This window comes from Streptomyces sp. NPDC107654 (genome assembly GCF_055639035.1).
Map to the genome: position 1 here is coordinate 246,695 of NZ_JBVKBI010000008.1, position 19,663 is coordinate 266,357.

12 protein-coding genes and 1 pseudogene are annotated in these 19,663 nt (G+C 71.6%); 3 read left to right on the top strand and 10 right to left on the bottom strand.

The features are described from left to right. Nucleotides 1-702: 702 nt before the first annotated feature. Complete coding sequence (locus tag ACZ7N4_RS17040) at nucleotides 703-2,826, bottom strand: DNA gyrase/topoisomerase IV subunit B (protein WP_471359095.1); 2,124 nt, start codon at nucleotides 2,824-2,826, stop codon at nucleotides 703-705. A gap of 441 nt (nucleotides 2,827-3,267) precedes the next feature. On the opposite strand from ACZ7N4_RS17040, the gene ACZ7N4_RS17045 reads away from it, so the two are divergent. After that, complete coding sequence (locus tag ACZ7N4_RS17045) at nucleotides 3,268-3,498, top strand: DUF7455 domain-containing protein (RefSeq protein ID WP_471359096.1); 231 nt, start codon at nucleotides 3,268-3,270, stop codon at nucleotides 3,496-3,498. Nucleotides 3,499-3,596: 98 nt separating this feature from the next. Here the strand turns inward: ACZ7N4_RS17045 and ACZ7N4_RS17050 are convergent, their stop codons facing one another. The 7 genes and pseudogenes from ACZ7N4_RS17050 to ACZ7N4_RS17080 form a co-directional block, all read right to left on the bottom strand. Beyond that, nucleotides 3,597-4,457, bottom strand: a complete 861-nt coding sequence (locus ACZ7N4_RS17050; RefSeq protein ID WP_471359097.1) for a S1 family peptidase — start codon at nucleotides 4,455-4,457, stop codon at nucleotides 3,597-3,599. 120 nt (nucleotides 4,458-4,577) lie between these two features. Further along, nucleotides 4,578-6,119, bottom strand: a complete 1,542-nt coding sequence (locus ACZ7N4_RS17055) for an RNA polymerase sigma factor (protein WP_471359098.1) — start codon at nucleotides 6,117-6,119, stop codon at nucleotides 4,578-4,580. Nucleotides 6,120-6,554: 435 nt separating this feature from the next. Beyond that, nucleotides 6,555-7,442, bottom strand: a complete 888-nt coding sequence (locus ACZ7N4_RS17060) for a FadR/GntR family transcriptional regulator (protein ID WP_471359099.1) — start codon at nucleotides 7,440-7,442, stop codon at nucleotides 6,555-6,557. Between the two features lie 162 nt (nucleotides 7,443-7,604). Further along, nucleotides 7,605-10,307 carry an ABC transporter ATP-binding protein gene (locus ACZ7N4_RS17065; protein WP_471359100.1) on the bottom strand — a complete coding sequence of 901 codons (2,703 nt, stop codon included), beginning with the start codon at nucleotides 10,305-10,307 and terminating at the stop codon, nucleotides 7,605-7,607. A gap of 153 nt (nucleotides 10,308-10,460) precedes the next feature. Then, nucleotides 10,461-11,219: an NUDIX hydrolase gene (locus ACZ7N4_RS17070; RefSeq protein ID WP_471359101.1), complete on the bottom strand. Its 759-nt coding sequence runs from the start codon at nucleotides 11,217-11,219 to the stop codon at nucleotides 10,461-10,463. A gap of 153 nt (nucleotides 11,220-11,372) precedes the next feature. Further along, nucleotides 11,373-11,902, bottom strand: a pseudogene (locus ACZ7N4_RS17075) (glycogen debranching N-terminal domain-containing protein); the annotation flags it as partial. A gap of 304 nt (nucleotides 11,903-12,206) precedes the next feature. Continuing rightward, the gene (locus tag ACZ7N4_RS17080) at nucleotides 12,207-13,859 is read right to left on the bottom strand and encodes a DUF4192 domain-containing protein (protein WP_471359102.1); all 1,653 of its coding nucleotides are present in this window, start codon (nucleotides 13,857-13,859) and stop codon (nucleotides 12,207-12,209) included. A gap of 140 nt (nucleotides 13,860-13,999) precedes the next feature. On the opposite strand from ACZ7N4_RS17080, the gene ACZ7N4_RS17085 reads away from it, so the two are divergent. Continuing rightward, nucleotides 14,000-16,165 (top strand): RecQ family ATP-dependent DNA helicase, encoded by a 2,166-nt coding sequence (locus ACZ7N4_RS17085; protein WP_471359103.1) that lies wholly within the window; start codon nucleotides 14,000-14,002, stop codon nucleotides 16,163-16,165. A 391-nt stretch (nucleotides 16,166-16,556) separates the two neighbouring features. Then, nucleotides 16,557-17,177: a hypothetical protein gene (locus ACZ7N4_RS17090; protein WP_471359104.1), complete on the top strand. Its 621-nt coding sequence runs from the start codon at nucleotides 16,557-16,559 to the stop codon at nucleotides 17,175-17,177. A 448-nt stretch (nucleotides 17,178-17,625) separates the two neighbouring features. Here ACZ7N4_RS17090 and ACZ7N4_RS17095 read toward each other — a convergent pair whose 3' ends face one another. Continuing rightward, on the bottom strand, nucleotides 17,626-18,255 hold the full coding sequence (locus ACZ7N4_RS17095; protein ID WP_471359105.1) for a hypothetical protein: 630 nt from the start codon (nucleotides 18,253-18,255) through the stop codon (nucleotides 17,626-17,628). A gap of 68 nt (nucleotides 18,256-18,323) precedes the next feature. Next, nucleotides 18,324-19,025 carry a ribonuclease HII gene (locus ACZ7N4_RS17100; RefSeq protein ID WP_471359106.1) on the bottom strand — a complete coding sequence of 234 codons (702 nt, stop codon included), beginning with the start codon at nucleotides 19,023-19,025 and terminating at the stop codon, nucleotides 18,324-18,326. Nucleotides 19,026-19,663 lie beyond the last annotated feature (638 nt).

Genomic DNA, 19,663 nt, shown 5'->3' on the forward strand with positions numbered 1-19,663 from the left:
TGCGGACCGGGCCGATGCCGGAGTGGGCGATGGGGTAGCGGGTGGGTGGAGCGGGCGGTGCGGCAGGGCCCCCACGTGAGCGGTGATCAATCGCGGCAGGTCCGACAGCGGCCCTGCCCAGCCCCACTGCGGGCCGCCCGTCACCCGTCTCGTCGCCGCCGGAGCGGGAGCCGGTCTGCCCTCGCTCAGCTATCGGGTACCGGGCAGCGGCTCGTCCCCACGACGACGGCCCACCGTCATGGTGCGACGCCCACTCGGCCAGGCGTCTGTTGGGGCTCGCCTGACGGACAGGTCCGTCGGTGCCTTTCCGTGACCCCAGGGTGACCCGTCGGCCGGCAGCGGGCCGTGGGGTCCGGGCGGGCCCCTCTCCGGTGCCAGGAGTGCAGCCGCGGACGTCCGACCGCAGGCGTCCGGCCCCCAGAGTGCTGACCGCGGGGATCTGGCGCCGACGGACAGGGAAGCCCGCTCACCAGGGCCGGACGGGTTGAGGGTCGGTGCGGAGGGCAGGCGCATGCCGCTGCCAGGCCGGCCGACGCACAGGCTCCCGTACGCGTCGTCCGGCCACCCGGCAGGGCCCGCTCTCGGCGAGGAGCCCGCCTCCGGCGCCGGACGTCCGCAAACCGCACCGTCCCGGGACGGCACCCCCACCCGCAGCAGGCCCTCAGCGGCCACAGCCCCGCCGACGAAGACCCAGCGCAGCGGTCAGGCGTCGATGCGAGAACGGTCCAGCGTCGCCGCCGAGCTGGAGATGAACTCCTTGCGGGGAGCCACCTCGTTGCCCATCAGCAGGTCGAAGACCTGTTCCGCCGCCTCCAGGTCGGAGAGGTTGATGCGGCGCAGGGTGCGGTGGCGCGGGTCCATCGTGGTCTCGGCCAGCTGGTCGGCGTCCATCTCGCCCAGACCCTTGTAGCGCTGGATGGAGTCCTTGTACCGGATGCCCTTGCTCTGGAACTCCATGAGCTTGTCGCGCAGCTCGCGGTCCGAGTACGTGTAGACGTACTTTTCCTGGCCCTTCTTCGGCTGGATCAGCTCGATGCGGTGCAGCGGCGGCACGGCGGCGAAGACCCGGCCGGCCTCGACCATGGGCCGCATGTAGCGCTGGAACAGGGTGAGCAGCAGACAGCGGATGTGCGAGCCGTCCACATCGGCGTCGGTCATCATGATGATCTTGCCGTAGCGGGCCTGGTCGATGTCGAAGGTGCGGCCCGAGCCCGCCCCTATGACCTGGATGATCGCGCCGCACTCGACGTTCTTGAGCATGTCGGTCACCGATGACCGCTGCACGTTGAGGATCTTGCCCCGGATCGGCAGCAGGGCCTGGAACTCGGAGTTCCGCGCCAGCTTGGCCGTGCCGAGCGCGGAGTCGCCCTCGACGATGAACAGCTCGCTGCGGTCGACGTCGTCGCTGCGGCAGTCGGCCAGTTTGGCGGGCAGGGACGAGGACTCCAGGGCCGTCTTCCGGCGCTGGGCGTCCTTGTGCTGACGGGCAGCGACCCGGGTGCGGGCGGCCGCGACCACCTTTTCCATGACGACTCGCGCCTGCGCGGCGGCGTCCCGCTTGGTGGAGGTCAGGAACGCCTTCAGTTCCTTGGAGATCACGTTGAAGACGATCCGGCGAGCCGCGGAGGTGCCCAGCACCTCCTTGGTCTGGCCCTCGAACTGCGGCTCGGCCAGACGCACGGTGACGACCGCGGTCAGGCCCTCCAGGGCGTCGTCCTTGACGATGTCGTCCTCGGCCACACGCAGCAGCTTCTTGGCCCGGAGCATCTCGTTCATGGTCTTGGTGACGGCCTGCTCGAAGCCGGCCACGTGCGTGCCGCCCTTGGGGGTGGCGATGATGTTCACGAACGACCGGAGGGTCGTGTCGTAGCCGGTGCCCCAGCGCATCGCGACGTCGACGCCCAGCTCACGGGTGACCTCGGTGGGGGTCATCTGGCCATGCTCGTCGAGGACCGGGACCGTCTCCTTGAAGGTGCCCTTGCCCGAGAAGCGGAGGACGTCGCAGATCGCCTTGTCCCTGCCCAGGTACTCGCAGAACTCGCTGATGCCGCCGTCGAAGCGGAAGGACTCCTCGCCCTTGCTGCCGCCCTCGCCGAGACCGAACTCGTCACGGACGACGATGGTCAGGCCCGGCACCAGGAACGCGGTCTGCCGGGCGCGCTGGTGCAGGTTCTCCAGGGAGAGCTTGGCGTCCTTGAGGAAGATCTGCCGGTCGGCCCAGTAGCGCACGCGCGTGCCGGTACGCGTCTTGGGGATCTTCCTGGCCTTGCGCAGGCCGCTCTTGGCCTCGAACTTCGCGTCGGGGTTGGCGGAGGAGAAGACGCCGGGCACGCCGCGCCGGAAGCTGATGGCATGGGTGTGGCCGCTGCGGTCCACCTCGACGTCGAGACGGGCGGAGAGGGCGTTGACCACGGAGGCGCCGACGCCGTGCAGACCGCCGGAAGCGGCGTAGGAGCCGCCCCCGAACTTGCCGCCCGCGTGGAGCTTGGTCATGACGACCTCGACGCCGGACAGGCCGGTCTTCGGCTCCACGTCCACGGGGATGCCGCGGCCGTTGTCGCGCACCTCGACGGAGCCGTCGTCGTGGAGGACGACCTCGATGTGGTCGCAGTAGCCGCCGAGGGCCTCGTCGACCGAGTTGTCGATGATCTCCCACAGGCAGTGCATCAGACCGCGACTGTCCGTCGAGCCGATGTACATACCGGGGCGCTTGCGCACGGCCTCAAGGCCCTCAAGGACGAGCAGGTGCCGCGCGGTGTAGTTGGAACCGTCCCGGTCTGCTCCTGCCAGCAGCGCTGTGGACGGCACGGACGTATCGGCGGTCACGCGGTTCGCTCCTCGCTGAATTTCAGGTGGCCCCCCTTTGGGTAAGGGGGCGGCTTCGGTCGCCGCTCAGAGGGTACCGAGCCCTGGTAGAGCCGGTGTAACGCCACCCTCGTCGGAAACTCACACTAGTCCAGACTCGTATGCGTGTTCGATCCCTCGATGGAGTGAAGTCCACATCACGTTCCCTTCGAGGCATGAACCATTTAGGCTCCGGGCACGTCCTCATGAACAACCGGCAACCCGGCCGGGAGGACCAAGACAGCAAGACAGCGCGAACCCGTACGCATACAAGAGACGCAATACGGCACATTCGCCGCCAACCGGCAGCAGACAGCCGCCCCGGAAAGATTTTTTCGAGGAAAAGCCACGAGCGGGAACGTTTTCGGGCTGGTTGGATGTTGACCCTGGTACGACAGCTCGTCGAGCTAGAGAAGAGGCGACGTGACTACTGTTCTGACCCCCGCGAGCCCGCTGACGGCCGCCGATCGCTGCGACCGCTGCGGCGCCCAGGCATACCTGCGCGTGGTCCTGCTCAGCGGCGGAGAACTGCTCTTCTGCGCCCACCACGGTCGCAAGTTCGAGCCGGAACTCAAGAAGATCGCCGCTGAGATACAGGACGAGACGGAGCGACTCACGTCCGCTCCTAACAACGCTTCCGACGAAGAGCGCTGAATCTCGCACCACGACGAGCCAGCCCCGGCACAGGCCGGTGAACGGGCGGCCGTTCCTCCCAGGAGCGTCCGCCCGTGCTCATGCCCCCGCACCCGCGCTCACGAGCGCGTGACGGATCCTCCCTGAGTCCCCTCGGCCGCCTCCAGGACCCGTACGACCTGGGAGACGCGCGTGTAGACGCCGGGGAGCCCCGGCCGCCCGCAGCCGCTCCCCCATGACACGAGGCCGATCAGCCGCCCCTTGGCCACCAGCGGCCCACCGCTGTCCCCCTGGCAGCCGTCGGGCCCACCGGCGGCCTCGCCGGCGCACAGCATGGTGCCGGCCTGGTAGGTGCCGTCGGGGCCACCGGGGTAGGCGCGGGCACACAGCTCGTCGGGCAGTACACGCACGCGTGCGGCGCGCAGCCGCCGCGCGTACGTTCCTCCGCCGGTCGTGTCGCCCCATCCGGACACCATGGCCTCCGTGCCCGGCGTGTAGGCGGGATCGCCCGCGCCCGCCATGGCGACGACCGCGCTCTGCGGCAGCTCTCCGGCGAGTCCGAGGACCGCGAAGTCGCCGGAGTTGGTGGTGATGTCGTACGCGGGATTGACCCGGATGTCCCGTACGGGGATCTCCTGGCCCTTCCCGGACAGCAGGTCCGTGCGCCCCGCGATGACCTTGAGGTCACGCAGACGGTTGGGCGCTACCCCGAGGACGTCCTGGGCCAGGCAGTGGGCCGCGGTGAGCACCGTGCTGCGCCCGATGGCCACAGCCCCGCAGAACTGCCCCGCCCGCATACCGCCGAACAGGTCACGGCTGGCCAGTGCGACCGTCCACGGAGCCTGGGAGACGTCAATCGGAAACCCGCCTACCACCACGCTGTCGGCGACCGCGGGAGGGGCGCTCGCGAGGGGTATCGCGGTGACGGTGGCCGCCAGGGCCAACGGCCGGATCAGTGCCCGGGCAACGGAACGGTGCATGCATGCTCCTCACTCTGCGGTCCTCCTGGACACCCAGGGTGATCCACCCGTCGCACGTGCGCAGCGCGAAGGCCCGGCTCCCGTGAGGGAGCCGGGCCTTCGTCGTCCTGGCAGCGGGACCTAGTCGAGGTAGTCGCGCAGCACCTGCGAACGCGACGGGTGGCGCAGCTTCGACATGGTCTTGGACTCGATCTGGCGGATGCGCTCTCGGGTCACGCCGTACACCTTGCCGATCTCGTCGAGGGTCTTCGGCTGACCGTCGGTGAGACCGAAGCGCATGGAGACGACGCCCGCCTCGCGCTCGGACAGGGTGTCGAGGACCGAGTGCAGCTGCTCCTGCAGGAGCGTGAAGCTGACCGCGTCGGCCGGGACGACGGCCTCGGAGTCCTCGATGAGGTCACCGAACTCGCTGTCACCGTCCTCGCCCAGCGGGGTGTGCAGCGAGATGGGCTCGCGGCCGTACTTCTGGACCTCGATGACCTTCTCCGGGGTCATGTCCAGCTCCTTGGCCAGCTCCTCCGGGGTGGGCTCGCGGCCCAGGTCCTGGAGCATCTGGCGCTGCACGCGCGCGAGCTTGTTGATGACCTCGACCATGTGCACCGGGATACGGATGGTGCGGGCCTGGTCGGCCATGGCGCGGGTGATCGCCTGACGGATCCACCAGGTGGCGTACGTGGAGAACTTGTAGCCCTTGGTGTAGTCGAACTTCTCGACCGCGCGGATCAGACCGAGGTTGCCCTCCTGGATGAGGTCCAGGAAGAGCATGCCGCGGCCGGTGTAGCGCTTGGCCAGGGAGACCACGAGTCGGAGGTTGGCCTCCAGCAGGTGGTTCTTGGCGCGGCGGCCGTCCTCGGCGATGATCTCCAGCTCGCGCTTGAGCTTCGGGGCGAGCTTGTCGGCGTTGGCCAGCTTGTCCTCGGCGAACAGGCCCGCCTCGATGCGCTTGGCCAGCTCGACCTCCTGCTCGGCGTTGAGCAGGGGAACCTTGCCGATCTGCTTCAGGTAGTCCTTGACCGGGTCGGCGGTGGCACCGGCCGCGGCGACCTGCTGCGCGGGCGCGTCGTCCTCGTCCTCGTCGGACAGGACGAAGCCGGCGCTCTCGGCACCCTCGGGCTCGTCGGCGACCTTGGTGTCCTCCAGGACCTCCTCGTCGAGAAGCTCGACGTCGTCCTTCTTGGCCGTGGTCTTCTTCGCGGCCGTCTTCTTCGCGACGGCCTTCTTGGCGACCGTCTTCTTCGCGGTCGTCTTCTTGGCGGCGGCCTTCTTGGCGGGGGCGGTTTCCTCGGCGGAATCAGCTGCGGCCGGGGCGGCCGGCGCCGCGGGGGCGGCCGTGGTGGCGGTGGCCTTCCTGGTGGTCACCGTCTTCGCGGCGACCGTCTTGGTGGCGGTGCGCTTAGCCGGGCTCTTCGCTGCGACGCTCTTGCGGGTGCGCTTGGGCTCTGCGGCACTGACCATCAGCGTCACACCCTCTTCCTCAAGAATCTGGTTGAGGCTGCGCAGTACGTTCTTCCACTGAGTGGCCGGAATCTGGTCAGCTTCGAAGGCCCGACGCACATCGTCGCCGGCGATCTGCCCCTCAGCCTTTCCCCGCTCAATGAGCGCCATGACAGAGACGGACTCGGCGATCTCCGGCGGGAGCGTACGGGATGTGCTGGCCGACACGAACAACCTCTCGGAACGTTGGAAAACGGCTTCCGGCACCGTCCACTGCGGACAGGAGCCGACCACCGGCCTGGGGATGGGCCGACGGCGCGGGCGGGGGCCGGGAAGATGCACAGCGCCTGATGTGGCGTCCGTATTCCCTCCGCGGCTGTCACCTCTTAGGTCATCGCGCTGTCTCCACGAGCGTTACGCCCAATCTACGTGGCCCGAGTCACACCCCGTAAGCGGTCAAAAGCGGTCAGACATGCCCAAATGAGATCAACAACGCCCTTCGTCCCGGTCGCACCGAAGAGAGGGGGCGTCCGTCGCACCGCCGGACCCCGCCGGACCCCCATGGCCCGACGGGGTCCGGCGACGGCCGGCACCCGGGCCGGCGTCGTCACGAGCACCACCAGCACGCCGCACACCGACGACCGCACACACCCCCTCGCGGGGTCAGTGCTCGCGGGGGGCGGGTACCACGCGCTCCACTTCGGGGTGGACCGTCAGCAGCTGACGCATGGCCGCCTCCGCCGCCATACCGTCGCCGGTGCCGAGTGCGTCGACGATCCGCGCGTGCTGGGCGAGGGATGCCTCGTTCGGCCGGTCACAGCCGGTGACCGGGCCGCCGGAGACCTGGAGGGCCGCCGAGACGATGCCGGAGAGGTGCTCCAGCATGCGGTTGCCCGCGATCTGGATGAGCAGCGCGTGGAACTCCGTGTCGGCGCGCGAGTAGGTGAGCGCGTCACCCTGCGCCATGGCGTGGCTCATGATCTCGACCATGTCGCACAGGCGCTGCTGCACCTCCTCGCGCCCGTGCCCGGCGGCGAGGCGGGCGGCGAGCGGCTCGATCGTCCACCGCAGCTCGCTCAGCTCCCGGCGCTGGTCGTCGCGCTGCGGCCCGAAGGCCCGCCACTCGATGATGTCCGGGTCGAGGAGGTTCCAGTCGCTCACGGGACGCACGCGCGTGCCGACGTTCGGGCGGGCGCTGACCAGGCCCTTGGCCTCCAGGACGCGGAGGGACTCGCGGACGACGGTGCGGGACACCTCGAACCGCTGGCCGATCTCCTCCGGCACCAGCGGGCGGTCGGCCCCCAGGTCGCCGGAGACGATCATCTGTCCCAGCTGCTGGACGAGTTGGCCGTGCAGTCCGCGCCCGCGGCTGCCCGCGGCGCGCCGGCCTACCCGGCCCAGCTCGGGATCCCCGGTGTCCCAGGCCGGCGCGCCGACGCGGTCGGCCACCGGGGCCTCGGCGTAGGGGTAGCGGTCGAGTTCGCCCGGGCCGGCCAGACCTGAGTCTGCGGGGCGGGCGGCGGTCATCATGGTGTGCGCAAGGGTACTCACGGATCCTTTGTCGGCGCCGGTTCCAACTCCCTTGAGGTCTTTGGTGAAAAGCACACGAAAGGGTGATCGCTCACCCCGTCGCAATTGACGCCTTATCGGAAAGAAATGGGCTTTCTTCGGGGAGTTGTGGGCATAGGGGAACCATAAGGGTACGGAGCGTAGTCATCGGAGTCGGGTGCGCAGCGCGGTGAACAGGTACGCGCAGAGCAGCCCCCCGATCGACAACGCCAGTGCGCCGCCCACCGGTTGAGCGAGGACCCGCGCGGCCGCGAGCAGGTACCGCTCCCCTCCGAACGGCCACTGCAGCAGGAGAACCTGCCGCATCCGCACCGGGAAACCGGCGGCCAGACGCACGGCCGGGCCTTGCAGGGCCTGGTGCAGGAGGGGTGCGACGAGGACGGGGACGGCGAGGACGGCGGCCAGTCCCGCCGTCGTGGACCGGAACACCCCGGCCGCCAGCACCCCTGCCCAGGCGCAGCCGACGACCAGTCCGAACCAACTCGCGGTGAGCGAGAGCCAGTCCGCGGGAACTTGCGTGAGCTCCCGTCCGTAGACGATGTAGAGCACCTCGGCGTCGCACCCCACGGTCAGGAAGGCGAGCAGGACCGCGGCGGCTCCGGCGACGAGCAGTTTCGCGGTGAGCAGCCCCAGTCGGCGGGGGACGGTGCCGCGGTCCGCCGCCAGGGCGGGGTGGCGGAACTCGTCCCCGAAGGCCAGCGCACCGAGCAGTCCCGCCGCGAGCGCCGCGGGCGGCAGCGGCAGCTGCCCCGGCCAGGCCGCGAACAACCGCGCCCGCGGGGTGTGACCGATGCGCGCCAGGAGTACGGCGGTGAGCGCGGACACCACCAGTACGGCACCGCAGATGAGGAAGCCGGTGCCGATCCCGGTGGCGCGGCGGATCTCGTAACGGAGGGGGCGCAGGGGGCTGGGAGCGGGGCGGACGGAGATGGGGGGCGGGAGGGGGGAGGGGGCGGCGAGAGGGCTGACACCGTCGGGGCCGGCGGCGCGGTCGGCCTGCGGGTGCCGGGCGCCGGGCGTCCTGGCGCCGGGGAGGAGGGTACGCGTGCCGGTCAGAGTCGTCGCGGAAGTGCGAGGGCCGTTGGTCTGCGGCCCGGACGCCGTCGTCACCGTGCCGAGGCCGGCGCCGGGGGTGGCTGTCGGGTCGGCGGACCGGCCATCGGCGGCTCCGGCAGTCGCCTCGCCGGCGCCGGCGCCGGGAGTGGCCGTGTCACCGGAGGCGGAGACGCCGTTCATCCTGGCGTCGGCCGCGGCGGCAGTCGGCGGGGCATGGCGGGTGGGCACGGTGGAGACGGGCAGCGGGCGATCCTGAGCGATCCCTTGATCAGCAGCCTGGCCGCGTGCGGACCACTCGCTGTCGGCGGTCGCCATCGGCGCCGAGAGGTCGGCTTCCGGTTGCCGTTCTCCGGCCGGGGAGAGGCCGGTGGCAGCCCGCTCCGTCCCCGTCGCCGACGGGTCGGCCGGTGTGCGTTCCCATCGGCTCGACGGAGTCCCGGAGGCGGTGGCGTTCGCGGACGGAAGATCCGGTTCCGGCGTGTCCGCGTCGGGCGCCGGCCGGTCAAGGGCGAGGACGCGGGGTTCGGCCGCTTCGGAGTCGGGCGTCGCGACGCCCGGTGTCACCGTCGGCTCCTGAGCGCGCCGCTCCCACCCGGGAGAGCCCGCCGTCGTGCTCTCCCGCGAGCCCTCGTGACTCGCGTGCTCGGGCGCCGGCGGCCGCGCGCCCGTGGCCCGGCCGGGCTCCTCGGATGAGCCGCCGACTGGGGAGAAACCGAACACCGGACGTCCGCGACCCGCCCACCCGCGACGGGTCGAGACCCGCTTCCGTTCCCCGTCCAGGGCGTCGGGTGCCGCCGTGCGCCGCTCCGCCGGACGGTGATCCGGATAGGGCTCCCGGTTCACCGCAGCTGCGTCCGGCACCACCTTCCGGGGCTCGGCGGAGCACTCGCCCTCGCCGCCCCCGGTACCGGTCCCCGGCCCCATGTCCCCGACCTCGTCAGCGAGTTGATGGACGAGGATGCCGTTGCGGAAGGCGATCTCGCCGACGTCGGCGGTCGTCGTGCCGTACACCGACAGGCGGTTGCCGTCCTCACGTACGACTTCGACGGAGCGGCGGGCGATGCGGGCGTCCTTGGCGAGCAGGGCCGCGAGGCGTGCGGCGTGGGGACTGCGGACGGCGACACGCGGGCGCAGCCGGGTGCGGGCGAAGGCCTTGGCCTCCTGGTCGGCGACGAGTCGACCACCGTCGAGGGCGACGACCCGGTCGGCGCTGCGTGCGGCCTCCTTGGTGTCGGCCGTGGTGAAGAGCACGGTGCCGCCCTGGGCGGCGTGGGCCCGCAACATGCCGTGCAGCCACTGGGCCTCCCGGACGGAGAGACCGTCGGTGGGTTCGTCCAGGACGAGCGTGTGCGGGTCGGGCAGCAGGGCGCAGGCCAGACCGAGCCTGCGGTCCATACCGCGGGACAGGGTGCCGAGGCGCTCCTCGCGAAGGCTGACGAGACCGACCACTTCGAGGACTTCGTCGGCCCGGCGGGCGGGAACTCCCGATGCCGCGGACAGCATGCGCAGATGGCCGCGGACCGAGCGGGCCGGGTGACCCGGTACGTCACCGAGGAGAACGCCGACTTCCCAGGAAGGGTGGGCGGTCAGATGGAGGGGGCGGCCCCTGAAGTACGTGATGCCGCGCCCCTGTTGGAGCTCAAGCATCAGTTTGAGCACCGTCGTCTTGCCCGCGCCGGCGCTCCCGAGGAGCGCGGTGACATGCCCGGCGCGCGCTTCGAAGGAGATGTCGTCGACGGCGGGCGGATGCGCCTTGCGGGGATTGCTGGTCAGTCCGAAGGCCTGGATCACCTGCAGCAAGATAGCGCGACATGTCTGGTTTTTCGGGCATAAGCCGCTTTGCGTGAAGATGCCGCGTGGCCCGGTGTCCTCCCTGTCCGCCGTTCGATGGAGTCGGAGCTCGGCACGGGCGGCCGGTGCACCGACCGTCCGGTGGCCCGCCGGTCAGACCTCGGGACGCAGCATCGGTGGGTTGAGCAGGGTGGCGCCGCCGGCGCGGAAGAGCTGGGCCGGCCTGCCGCCCTGGCGTGTGGTCGTACCTCCCGTCGGGACGAGGAAGCCGGGGGTTCCGGTGACCTTGCGGTGGAAGTTGCGCGGGTCGAGTGCCACGCCCCACACCGCCTCGTACACCCGGCGCAGCTCTCCGACGGTGAACTCGGGCGGGCAGAAGGCCGTGGCCAGCGACGAGTACTCGATCTTCGAGCGGGCGCGCTCCACTCCGTCGGCGAGGATCTGGGCGTGATCGAACGCGAGCGGTGCCACGGGTTCGCCGTCCCGGCCGTAACCGCCCCGCTGGAGCAGTTCCTCGACCGGGGCCCAGCGGGCGTTGCTGGCGTCGCCGCCGGCACGCGGTGCGGGCAGGTCGGGCGCGAGTGCGAGATGCGCGACACTGACCACGCGCATGCGCGGGTCCCGCTTGGGGTCGCCATAGGTGGCGAGCTGCTCCAGATGTGCTCCGTTGTCCTGGACCGGGACCGAGGGGTCGTGAGCGCTCAGCCCCGTTTCCTCGGCCAGCTCGCGCGCCGCCGCCTGGGACAGGTCCTCGTCGGCCCGTACGAAGCCGCCGGGCAGCGCCCAGCGCCCCTGGAAGGGAGGCTCGCCCCTGCGGACCGCCAGCGCGCACAGGGCATGGCGGCGCACGGTCAGCACGACCAGGTCCACGGTGACGGCGAAGGGCGGAAAGGCTGACGGGTCGTAGGGCATGCGGCGATCATAGTCGTCTTCCTGACGATAAACACTCCCTCCATCGGGCGCATCGGTGGTGGTTCCGCTTCGTTCCGGTTAATGCGGGCAGGGCCCGCTCGCAGTTCGTCGGTCCGGTCGTGTCGGACGAGGTCACCCTCCTTTCCCGGAATGTCATGGGCCCAGTTGCAGGCCGTCCGCCGCCGCCTCCACCGTGGCGAGTCCCAGTCGGCTGATCCGGACGGCGAAGGGGGCACCCGTGACGCGTAGGCCGGTGAGGCCGAGTTCGCCGAGCGGGGCGCTCCGCACGGGGCGCAGCGTGACCGTGCGGGCCGGGGCGTCGGGACGGATGCCGGCGAGGGCGGTGAACAAATCGATCACGAAGGCCGCTGTGGTGACCGCCGGGGGGCAGGCCGCGGGTGTGAAAGGGGCGCGGCGGTGGCGGAGCGCTGTTCGCCGGCGAACATCTCGGGGATCCGGCGGCCGAAGTGTTCCGCCGCTTCCATCAGCCCTTTCAGCAGGCCGGCCGCTGCTCTCTCGTAGCCGGCCGCCGCCAGCCCGGCGACTGCTGGTGCGGTCTCATGGACCCGCATCGCTCCGGTGCGGTGGCCGAACGGGTTGTGTCCCGCCTCCTTGGTCCCCAGACCACGCAGTCCCCATCCCGTGTCCATGACGGGGGTGGCGAGCAGCCGGGCGAGGAGTTCGGCCGCCCCGGAGGACAGGGAGGGTACGGCGGCAGGGCCTGTCCAGGCGCTCCGCCACTCAGGTGAACGCGAGGCGTCTCGGCCGGGTCACGGCCCGGTGGGAGGAAGCCGACCGAATCGTGGTGTGACCGGCCGACGGGCGTGGCGCTCGACGTGCTCCGCGCCGGTCGACCTCCGCACTGCATCGGGAGGGCGCGGCGGCGGTGGGTGGTGACGCCTCCGCTGTCCGCCGTGGACCCGCCCGCCGTTCCGGCGAGAGCCGTACCGGTCAGGGCCGACGGCGCGGACCGGCTCCGGCCGACGCTCATCCTTCCCCCTCGGTCTGCCGGCTCCGGCCGTCCCGCAGGGCGTCACCGGACGTCGCGTCACTCGAAGCCGCCGCACGCGTGCGCGTGGTGCTCGCCGCACGGGTGCCAGGACCGGTGACGTCGGTGGCGGACGATCCGGGGCGGGAGTCGGCCGGCCGCTGCCGGCGTCCCTTCGGCCGCCCCGTGTGCCCGCCGCCGTCGTCCTGGGTCCGTGCACGGCGTCGCCTCTGCACACGCGTCGGGGAGCCGGGTTCGGCGTCCTGGTCCCTCTCGCGCGAGTCCACCCCGCCTGGCAGAGCCGGGGTCTGCCGCGATTCGGCGAGAGCGGTCCGGGGTCCCGGGGCCGCAGTCTCCGTCGAGCACGTGCGGGGTGCGTGCGCTTGTTCCGTCTTGTCCGCCGAGTTCACTGGCTCGCCCGTGGTGCCCCGCTCCCCCGAAGCGGCGTTCTCCGAACCGGGCGCCGGTGTGCGCCGCGCGCCCTCCCCCCGCAGGCAGCGGCGGACCGCCTCGGGGTCGAGCCCTTCGTTGCAGGCCTGATGCAGCAGGCGGGCGAAGAGGTAGTCGGGATCCGCGGCCAGCGCCATGGCCAGTGCCTCACGCGCCTCCAGTTCGTCGCCCATGGACCAGGCGACCCAGCCCGCGAGGGTCAGCGGTGCCGCGGCGTGCTCCCCATAGGGTCCGACGCAGCGGCGGGCCAGGGCACGCCACAGCCGGAGTGCCGGACCGGCCTCGTCCCCTTCCATCCAGGCGGCGGCCCTGTCACGGGTCGTGCGGTCCTGGAGTCCGAGGATCAGGGTCGCCGCCTCGTCGTGGGCGAGGAGGTCGTCGTCGCGTACGTCGGCCGGGTGGGTGCCGGAGACGGGTGCCACCGCGGCGTAGCGGCGGATGATCCGATCGGCGAGAGCGAGCGTCTCCTCCGCCACTTCCTGGCGGGCGTTCTCGTCCAGGATGCGGGGCACGAGGCTCATGCCGGCCGCGTCCAGGGCGATCTCCTGCTCCAGTGCCGCGGTGGTCTCCCAGGGCTGCAGCCGGGCGCGCAGTTCCCTCAGGGTGCCGCGGACCTGGATGCCGGCGTAGGTGGCCGCCGCGGCGAGCACGGAGGTTCCGGGCAGGCCCATCGGCGAGCCCTCCTCGGGGCAGCAGTCCGCGATCGGGCAGCAGTACGACCAGAAGCGGCCGTCCGAGACGCACAGGGCCTCGATGACCGGCACGTCGAGGTTGCCGCACTCGATGCGCATCAGCTGGGCCAGCCTCTCCAGCCGTCGTTTGACGTCCCGGCCGGACTCTCCGGGGCGGGGCTCCTGGCAGACGTAGGCCACCATCCGCTCGGGCCGGGAGCCTCGCCGCTCGCTGCCGGTGACCAGCCCGCGGGCCAGCTGCCGGGCGGCGGCCTCCCAGTCCTCGTCGTTCGCGGGGATGCCGAGCCGGGCCCGGCCCCCGAACCTGCCGCGGCCTCCGTGGTCGTGCAGGGCGACGAGGACCATGCTGTCCTCCGGGCGGTAGCCGAGCAGGTAGGGCAGGGCGTCGGCCAGTTCGGCCGGGGTGCGCAGAGTGACCTGCGCGGCGTGTTCGACCGGGCCGGTCGCGGGCGCCTGCCCCGGGATGTCGTCGTTTCCGTGGGATCCGGTGGTTCCGCCGTGATTCGTCATGCGCCGACGATCTCGCGGATCACGGCATTCCGGTTGAGCCTGTGGATAAGTCGGATCAGGGACACGACAAGACGGTCCGTTCGTCCACAGCCCTGCCTCGGCCTCGCCCGGATGTCGGTCCCGTCCTGTTGTATGGACGCATGGAGCACACGAGCAGCGCGGATCTCCGCGCACAGGCCGATGCCGTCCTCGCCCGGCTCGTCGGGGACGCCACGGGCACCGCCAGGCTGCGCGAGGACCAGTGGCGGGCGATCGAGGCACTGGTGGCCGACCGGCGCCGGGCCTTGGTCGTGCAGCGCACGGGATGGGGCAAGTCCGCGGTGTACTTCGTGGCGACCTCGCTGCTGCGGGCCAGAGGCAGCGGTCCCACGGTGATCGTCTCACCGCTGCTCGCGCTCATGCGGAACCAGGTGGAGGCCGCGAGCCGGGCCGGTATCCACGCCCGGACCATCAACTCCGCCAACACCGAGGAGTGGGAGGTCGTGCAAACGGAGATCGCGGCGGGCGACGTCGACGTGCTGCTCGTCTCGCCGGAGCGGCTGAACAACCCCGACTTCCGGGACCAGGTCCTGCCCAAGCTGTCCGCGGCCACCGGCCTGCTGGTCGTGGACGAGGCCCACTGCATCTCCGACTGGGGCCACGACTTCCGCCCCGACTACCGTCGGCTGCGCACCATGCTCGCCGAGCTCCCGCCCGGCGTCCCCGTGCTGGCCACCACCGCCACGGCCAACGCACGGGTGACCGCCGACGTCGCCGAGCAGCTCGGCACCGGCGGCACATCGGACGCGCTGGTGCTGCGCGGGCCACTGGACCGGGAGAGCCTGAGCCTCGGTGTCCTGCGTCTCCCGGACGCCGCCCACCGGATGGCGTGGCTCGCGGACCACCTCGCCGATCTGCCGGGCTCGGGCATCATCTACACGCTCACGGTCGCCGCGGCCGAGGAGGTCACCGCCTTCCTGCGGCAGCGCGGGCATGTCGTCGCCTCGTACACGGGCAAGACGGAGAACGCCGAGCGGCAGCAGGCGGAGGACGACCTGCTCGCCAACCGCGTCAAGGCCCTGGTCGCCACCTCCGCGCTCGGCATGGGATTCGACAAGCCGGATCTCGGTTTCGTGGTCCATCTCGGCTCGCCCTCCTCCCCCATCGCCTACTACCAGCAGGTCGGCCGGGCCGGCCGCGGCGTAGAGCACGCCGAGGTGCTGCTGCTGCCGGGCAAGGAGGACGAGGCGATCTGGGAGTACTTCGCCTCGCTGGCCTTTCCTGCCGAGGATCTGGTGCGGCGCACGCTGGACGTCCTCGCCCGGGCGGACGGACCCCTGTCGCTGCCGGCCCTGGAACCGCTGGTCGAGCTGCGCCGCTCACGCCTGGAGACCATGCTGAAGGTCCTCGACGTGGACGGAGCGGTGCGCCGAGTGAAGGGCGGCTGGGTCGCGACCGGGCAGCCGTGGTCGTACGACACCGAGCGCTACGCGTGGGTGGCTCGGCAGCGCGCGGCCGAACAGCAGGCGATGCGCGAGTACGCGACCACCACCGAGTGCCGGATGGAGTTCCTGCAGCGCCAGCTGGACGACGAGGGCGCCAAGCCCTGCGGACGCTGCGACAACTGCGCGGGCCCCCGCTTCACTTCCGGTCTGTCCACCGCGGCCCTGGACGCGGCACGCAGCGACCTGGGCCGCGCGGGGGTCGAGGTGGAGCCCCGCCGTATGTGGCCGACGGGCCTCCCGGCAATCGGCATCGATCTCAAGGGACGTATCCCGGCGGGGGAACAGGCCTTGCCGGGGCGGGCTCTGGGACGTCTGTCGGACATCGGCTGGGGCAACCGGCTGCGACCGCTGCTCGCGCCCGGCGCTCCGGACGCCGCGGTGCCGGACGACGTGGCGCGGGCCGTGGTCGACGTCCTGGCCGACTGGGCCCGGGGTCCCGGTGGCTGGGCCTCCGATGCGTCCGGCGCCCCGCCCCGGCCGGTGGGCGTGGTGACCGTGGCCTCGCGCAGCCGGCCGCAGCTGATCCATTCGCTGGGCGCGCGTATCGCCGAGATCGGCCGGCTCCCGCTGCTGGGCTCGGTGGAATACGCCGCGGACGCGCCGCGGTTGCCGCGCAGCAACAGCGCGCAGCGGCTGAAGGCCCTGGACGGCGCGTTGACGGTGCCGGCCGCTTTGGCGGCGGCCCTCGGCCAGGCACACGGTCCGGTGCTGCTGGTCGACGACTTCACGGAGACGGGCTGGACCCTGGCGATCGCGGCACGGCTGCTCCGCAAGTCCGGTGCGCGGGGTGTGCTGCCGCTGGTCCTCGCCGTTCAGGGATGACCGGCGCCCGCCGCTGCACCCGCCTGTGCCTGGCGCGGTCGGCCGCCGGCCCCGGGGAGCCCAAGGCTGGTCCGCGGACCCCTGGTCCCGGCGGACCCGGGGCTGGTCCGCGGGCCCGGAGCCGGTCCGCGCGGCCGCTCGCGGAAACCGTGGGGCGATGACCGGCCGTCGCAGGCGTCACCAGCCGAACCATTGGGTAGGGATATAAGCCACGCACCACCTGATAACAGTCGGTGGCCCCAATTGCTCGTTGCCGCATCCAAGTTCGACAGGAAGAATTGAGGTCCGCTCCCCGCACGGCTCTCTGTGATCCGGTTGGGCTCCGCTGCGGTGCGCGCTCCCCCGAATCCGACCTCGCCCGCAGTATGGGCGCGTAGCCGAAGGGAGGAACGTGACCTTCGGATTCGCCTCGTCCTCGGCGGCCTCGTTGTCGACGTCCGCGTCCGCCGCCTCCGCCAGTCGCCTGCTTGAGCCGGCGGAGTGGGCTGCCGCCGGTATCCCTCTGCTGCGCAACCCCCGTGAGGTCGTGAGCGGGTTGCACGCCCGCCATCACCCGAAGCCGCTCACTGCGATCGTGGCGGTCCTCGATCCGGACGAACGGCTGCGGGCCAGCGCCTCGTTCACCCGCCGTGCGGCCCAGGCCGACGGCTGGATGTTCCGTAACACGCTGCTGGCCCAGCTGCGCCGGGTGATCCCCCACGACCTGCGCCGCCGCACCCCCGTGCGCACGGCCGTGCTCCTCTACTGCCGTGAGGGTGACGGACGTTGGACCGAGGAGGACGGGGCCTGGATGTGGGGACTGCGTGACGCCTGCACCTTGCACGGGCTGCGATGCGGGGCGTACATCACGCTGACGCATGAAGGCTGGCAGGTGCTCGGCGAGGGCCGTGGCGGACGCCGCCCCAACGCGCACTCGGAGCCGGAGCCCTTCGCCACGTCGGAGGCCCCGCCGCTCGTGCCACGCACCGGGGGCCCGGTCTCCGAGGTGCTGCGCCGGGCAGCGGCCCGCTGACCCGCTCGAAGCGAACGGTACGCCGGCCCCCGCTGCCGGCCGACAACGCGAACGGCACCGGGACGGTGCGCGATGACCCGGCGACGAGCCGACGTGCGCCACGAACAGCGCCAACGTGCGCCCCGAACAGCGCCGATGAGCGCCGCCTCGGAGGTCCGGCGACCTGCGAGACCGACTCCGGAAACGCTTCAACGGGGTCGCCTGCGCTACGGCCGCATGGCTGCACGGGCACGGCTGGGCCGCAGGGGGTGCGGCCCCGGCATGCGCCGCCGCGGCAACCCGGATCAGCCCGCCGGACAGGCCGGCGTGCTCTCCGGGCTCGCCATGGGAACAGTCCCACCGGCAGCACTGCGGCCGCCTGGCGTCCGCGCACGTCGCAAGCCGCACCGTGCGGATTCCGCCGGAGCGGCTCCTTCGGCACCCCGGTGCAGGCGGTGCCGGACGTGGCTCAGACGCCGGCGCCCAGCACCGAGTTGATCTGCTGCGGGTCGCCGCAGACGATCAGCAGGGAACCGGCCCGCGCGTGCGCCAGGGGAAGGGCGGTGGCGGCGACGGAGGCGGGGCCCCCGTTGACGGCCACGACGACCACCGGGCGGGACGCGGCACGGGAGACCAGAGCGGCGTCCGCGTAGAAGACGTCGTCACCGGCGTCGTGCTGCGCCCAGTAGGACGCCTCACCGAAGGACAGCTCGTGCTCGGCCCACGGATGCTGCGCACCCGTGGTGACCACGAGCACGTCGCCGGGGGCGCGGCCCGAGTCAAGGAGCAGGTCCACCGCCTCTTCGGCGGCGTCGAGCGCACCCTCGGCGGAGGCCGGGATCAGCTGGATCTGGGGACTCGCCGTGGTGGCGGGAGCGGCCTGACCGGACGGACCAGGCTTGGCCGGAACCACGTCACGCGGCGTGCGCTGCACCGGCGGCGTGGGCCGCAGAGGGCCGGGACGACCGGGGCGGGACGGAGCCGCGGGGCGGGGGCCGGGTACGGGGCGGGGGGTCGGCGCGGTACGGCCACTGGCCGGAGTGGCGCGGGGACCCTGGGCACTCTCGTGAATCTGAGGCTCCTCGGGAATGAGAGGCATGAGCTGATATTTATCAAACGTTGGTGCGGCGCGGATGACCGGGTGGCACATCAGTGCGAGCGGAACCGTCAGAAATCGAAGCCGAGCTGACCCTCAATTTCCGGAACGCTTCCGTCCGCCCAGCTGCGGACCTTCTTGAGGTGCCGCCACTGAGGCAACGCATCAAGATACGCCCACGACAAGCGGTGGTGTGGGGTGGGCCCCCACTCCTCCAGTGCGGCCTTGTGCACGGGCGACGGATACCCGGCGTTGTCCGCAAATCCGAAGTGTGCATGGTCGACACCCAGTTCGGCCATCATTTTGTCGCGCTGAACCTTGGCGATCACCGACGCCGCCGCTACGGCCACGCACGAACGATCGCCCTTGATCACCGTGCGCACCCTCCACGGGGTGCCGAGGTAGTCGTGCTTCCCGTCGAGGATCACGGCTTCGGGGCGGACCGGCAGAGCGTCCAGGGCGCGGGCCGCGGCGAGCCGCAGCGCGGCCGTCATCCCCAGGTGGTCGATCTCCTCGGGGGAAGCATGCCCCAGCGCGTAGGACGTCACCCATCCCTGCAGGGTCGCGGCGAGTTCCGTGCGCCGCTTGACCGTCAGCAGTTTGGAGTCGGTCAGCCCCTCCGGCGGGCGACGAAGACCGGTGATCGCCGCGCAGACGGTGACGGGCCCGGCCCAGGCGCCGCGTCCCACCTCGTCGATACCGGCAATGATCTTCGCTCCGGTCGTGGCGCGCAGGGAGCGCTCGACGGTGTGAGTAGGTGGTTCGTACGGCATGGCGCCCTTAGCCTACGCCGCCGTTGTCGCCGCGCGACACCCCGGTCATGCCGCCGCGCGACACCCCGGCGTACCACCACACGGCAGTTCGGACGCACCAACGGGCAAGGCCCCGCCGCCGGGCCGGCGCGCACAGCTCCGGAGGGGGGTCAGGTGCCGTACGGCAGTAGCAGCGGGAGCATCGGCTGGACGATCACCTCCACGCGATCTTGATCGCTTCATTCGCTCACGCACATCTTCGCCCGTACAGCGCCATGACCGGGACCGCGTCGGCCACATACCCGCTGGCCGTGCCCGAACCAGCCCCTCCCCTGACTATTGCGCGCTCACTTGCCTCACGAAGCAGCTTGACGGTCGCCTGCACCACGCTCCCGGAGATCACACCTTCGAAGCATTCGACTCCCATGTGGTCGCATTCGTGAATGACAAACTCAGGGCTACACCAGGCCGCAAGTACGTGATCTTCCGCACCTGCCGGTACAGGGCCAAGAGGTCTTAGCGCACACTGCCGGGTCCGGTGCCCGCTCGACCCGGACCACGCCGACGAGGCCACGCCGTCCGGGGGGCGCGGCCGTCCAGCGCGAGGCAACCGTCCTTCTTCTTCTCCTGCATACAAGGAGAGCGGGGATTCCGGGGCA

Bases quoted from the DNA above. Each gene is read 5' to 3' on its own strand.
- ACZ7N4_RS17050 (WP_471359097.1), bottom strand. From the start codon at position 4,457: ATGCACCGTTCCGTTGCCCGGGCACTGATCCGGCCGTTGGCCCTGGCG.
- ACZ7N4_RS17070 (WP_471359101.1), bottom strand. From the start codon at position 11,219: ATGCCCTACGACCCGTCAGCCTTTCCGCCCTTCGCCGTCACCGTGGAC.
- ACZ7N4_RS17080 (WP_471359102.1), bottom strand. From the start codon at position 13,859: ATGACGAATCACGGCGGAACCACCGGATCCCACGGAAACGACGACATC.
- ACZ7N4_RS17085 (WP_471359103.1), top strand. From the start codon at position 14,000: ATGGAGCACACGAGCAGCGCGGATCTCCGCGCACAGGCCGATGCCGTC.
- ACZ7N4_RS17095 (WP_471359105.1), bottom strand. From the start codon at position 18,255: ATGCCTCTCATTCCCGAGGAGCCTCAGATTCACGAGAGTGCCCAGGGT.
- ACZ7N4_RS17100 (WP_471359106.1), bottom strand. From the start codon at position 19,025: ATGCCGTACGAACCACCTACTCACACCGTCGAGCGCTCCCTGCGCGCC.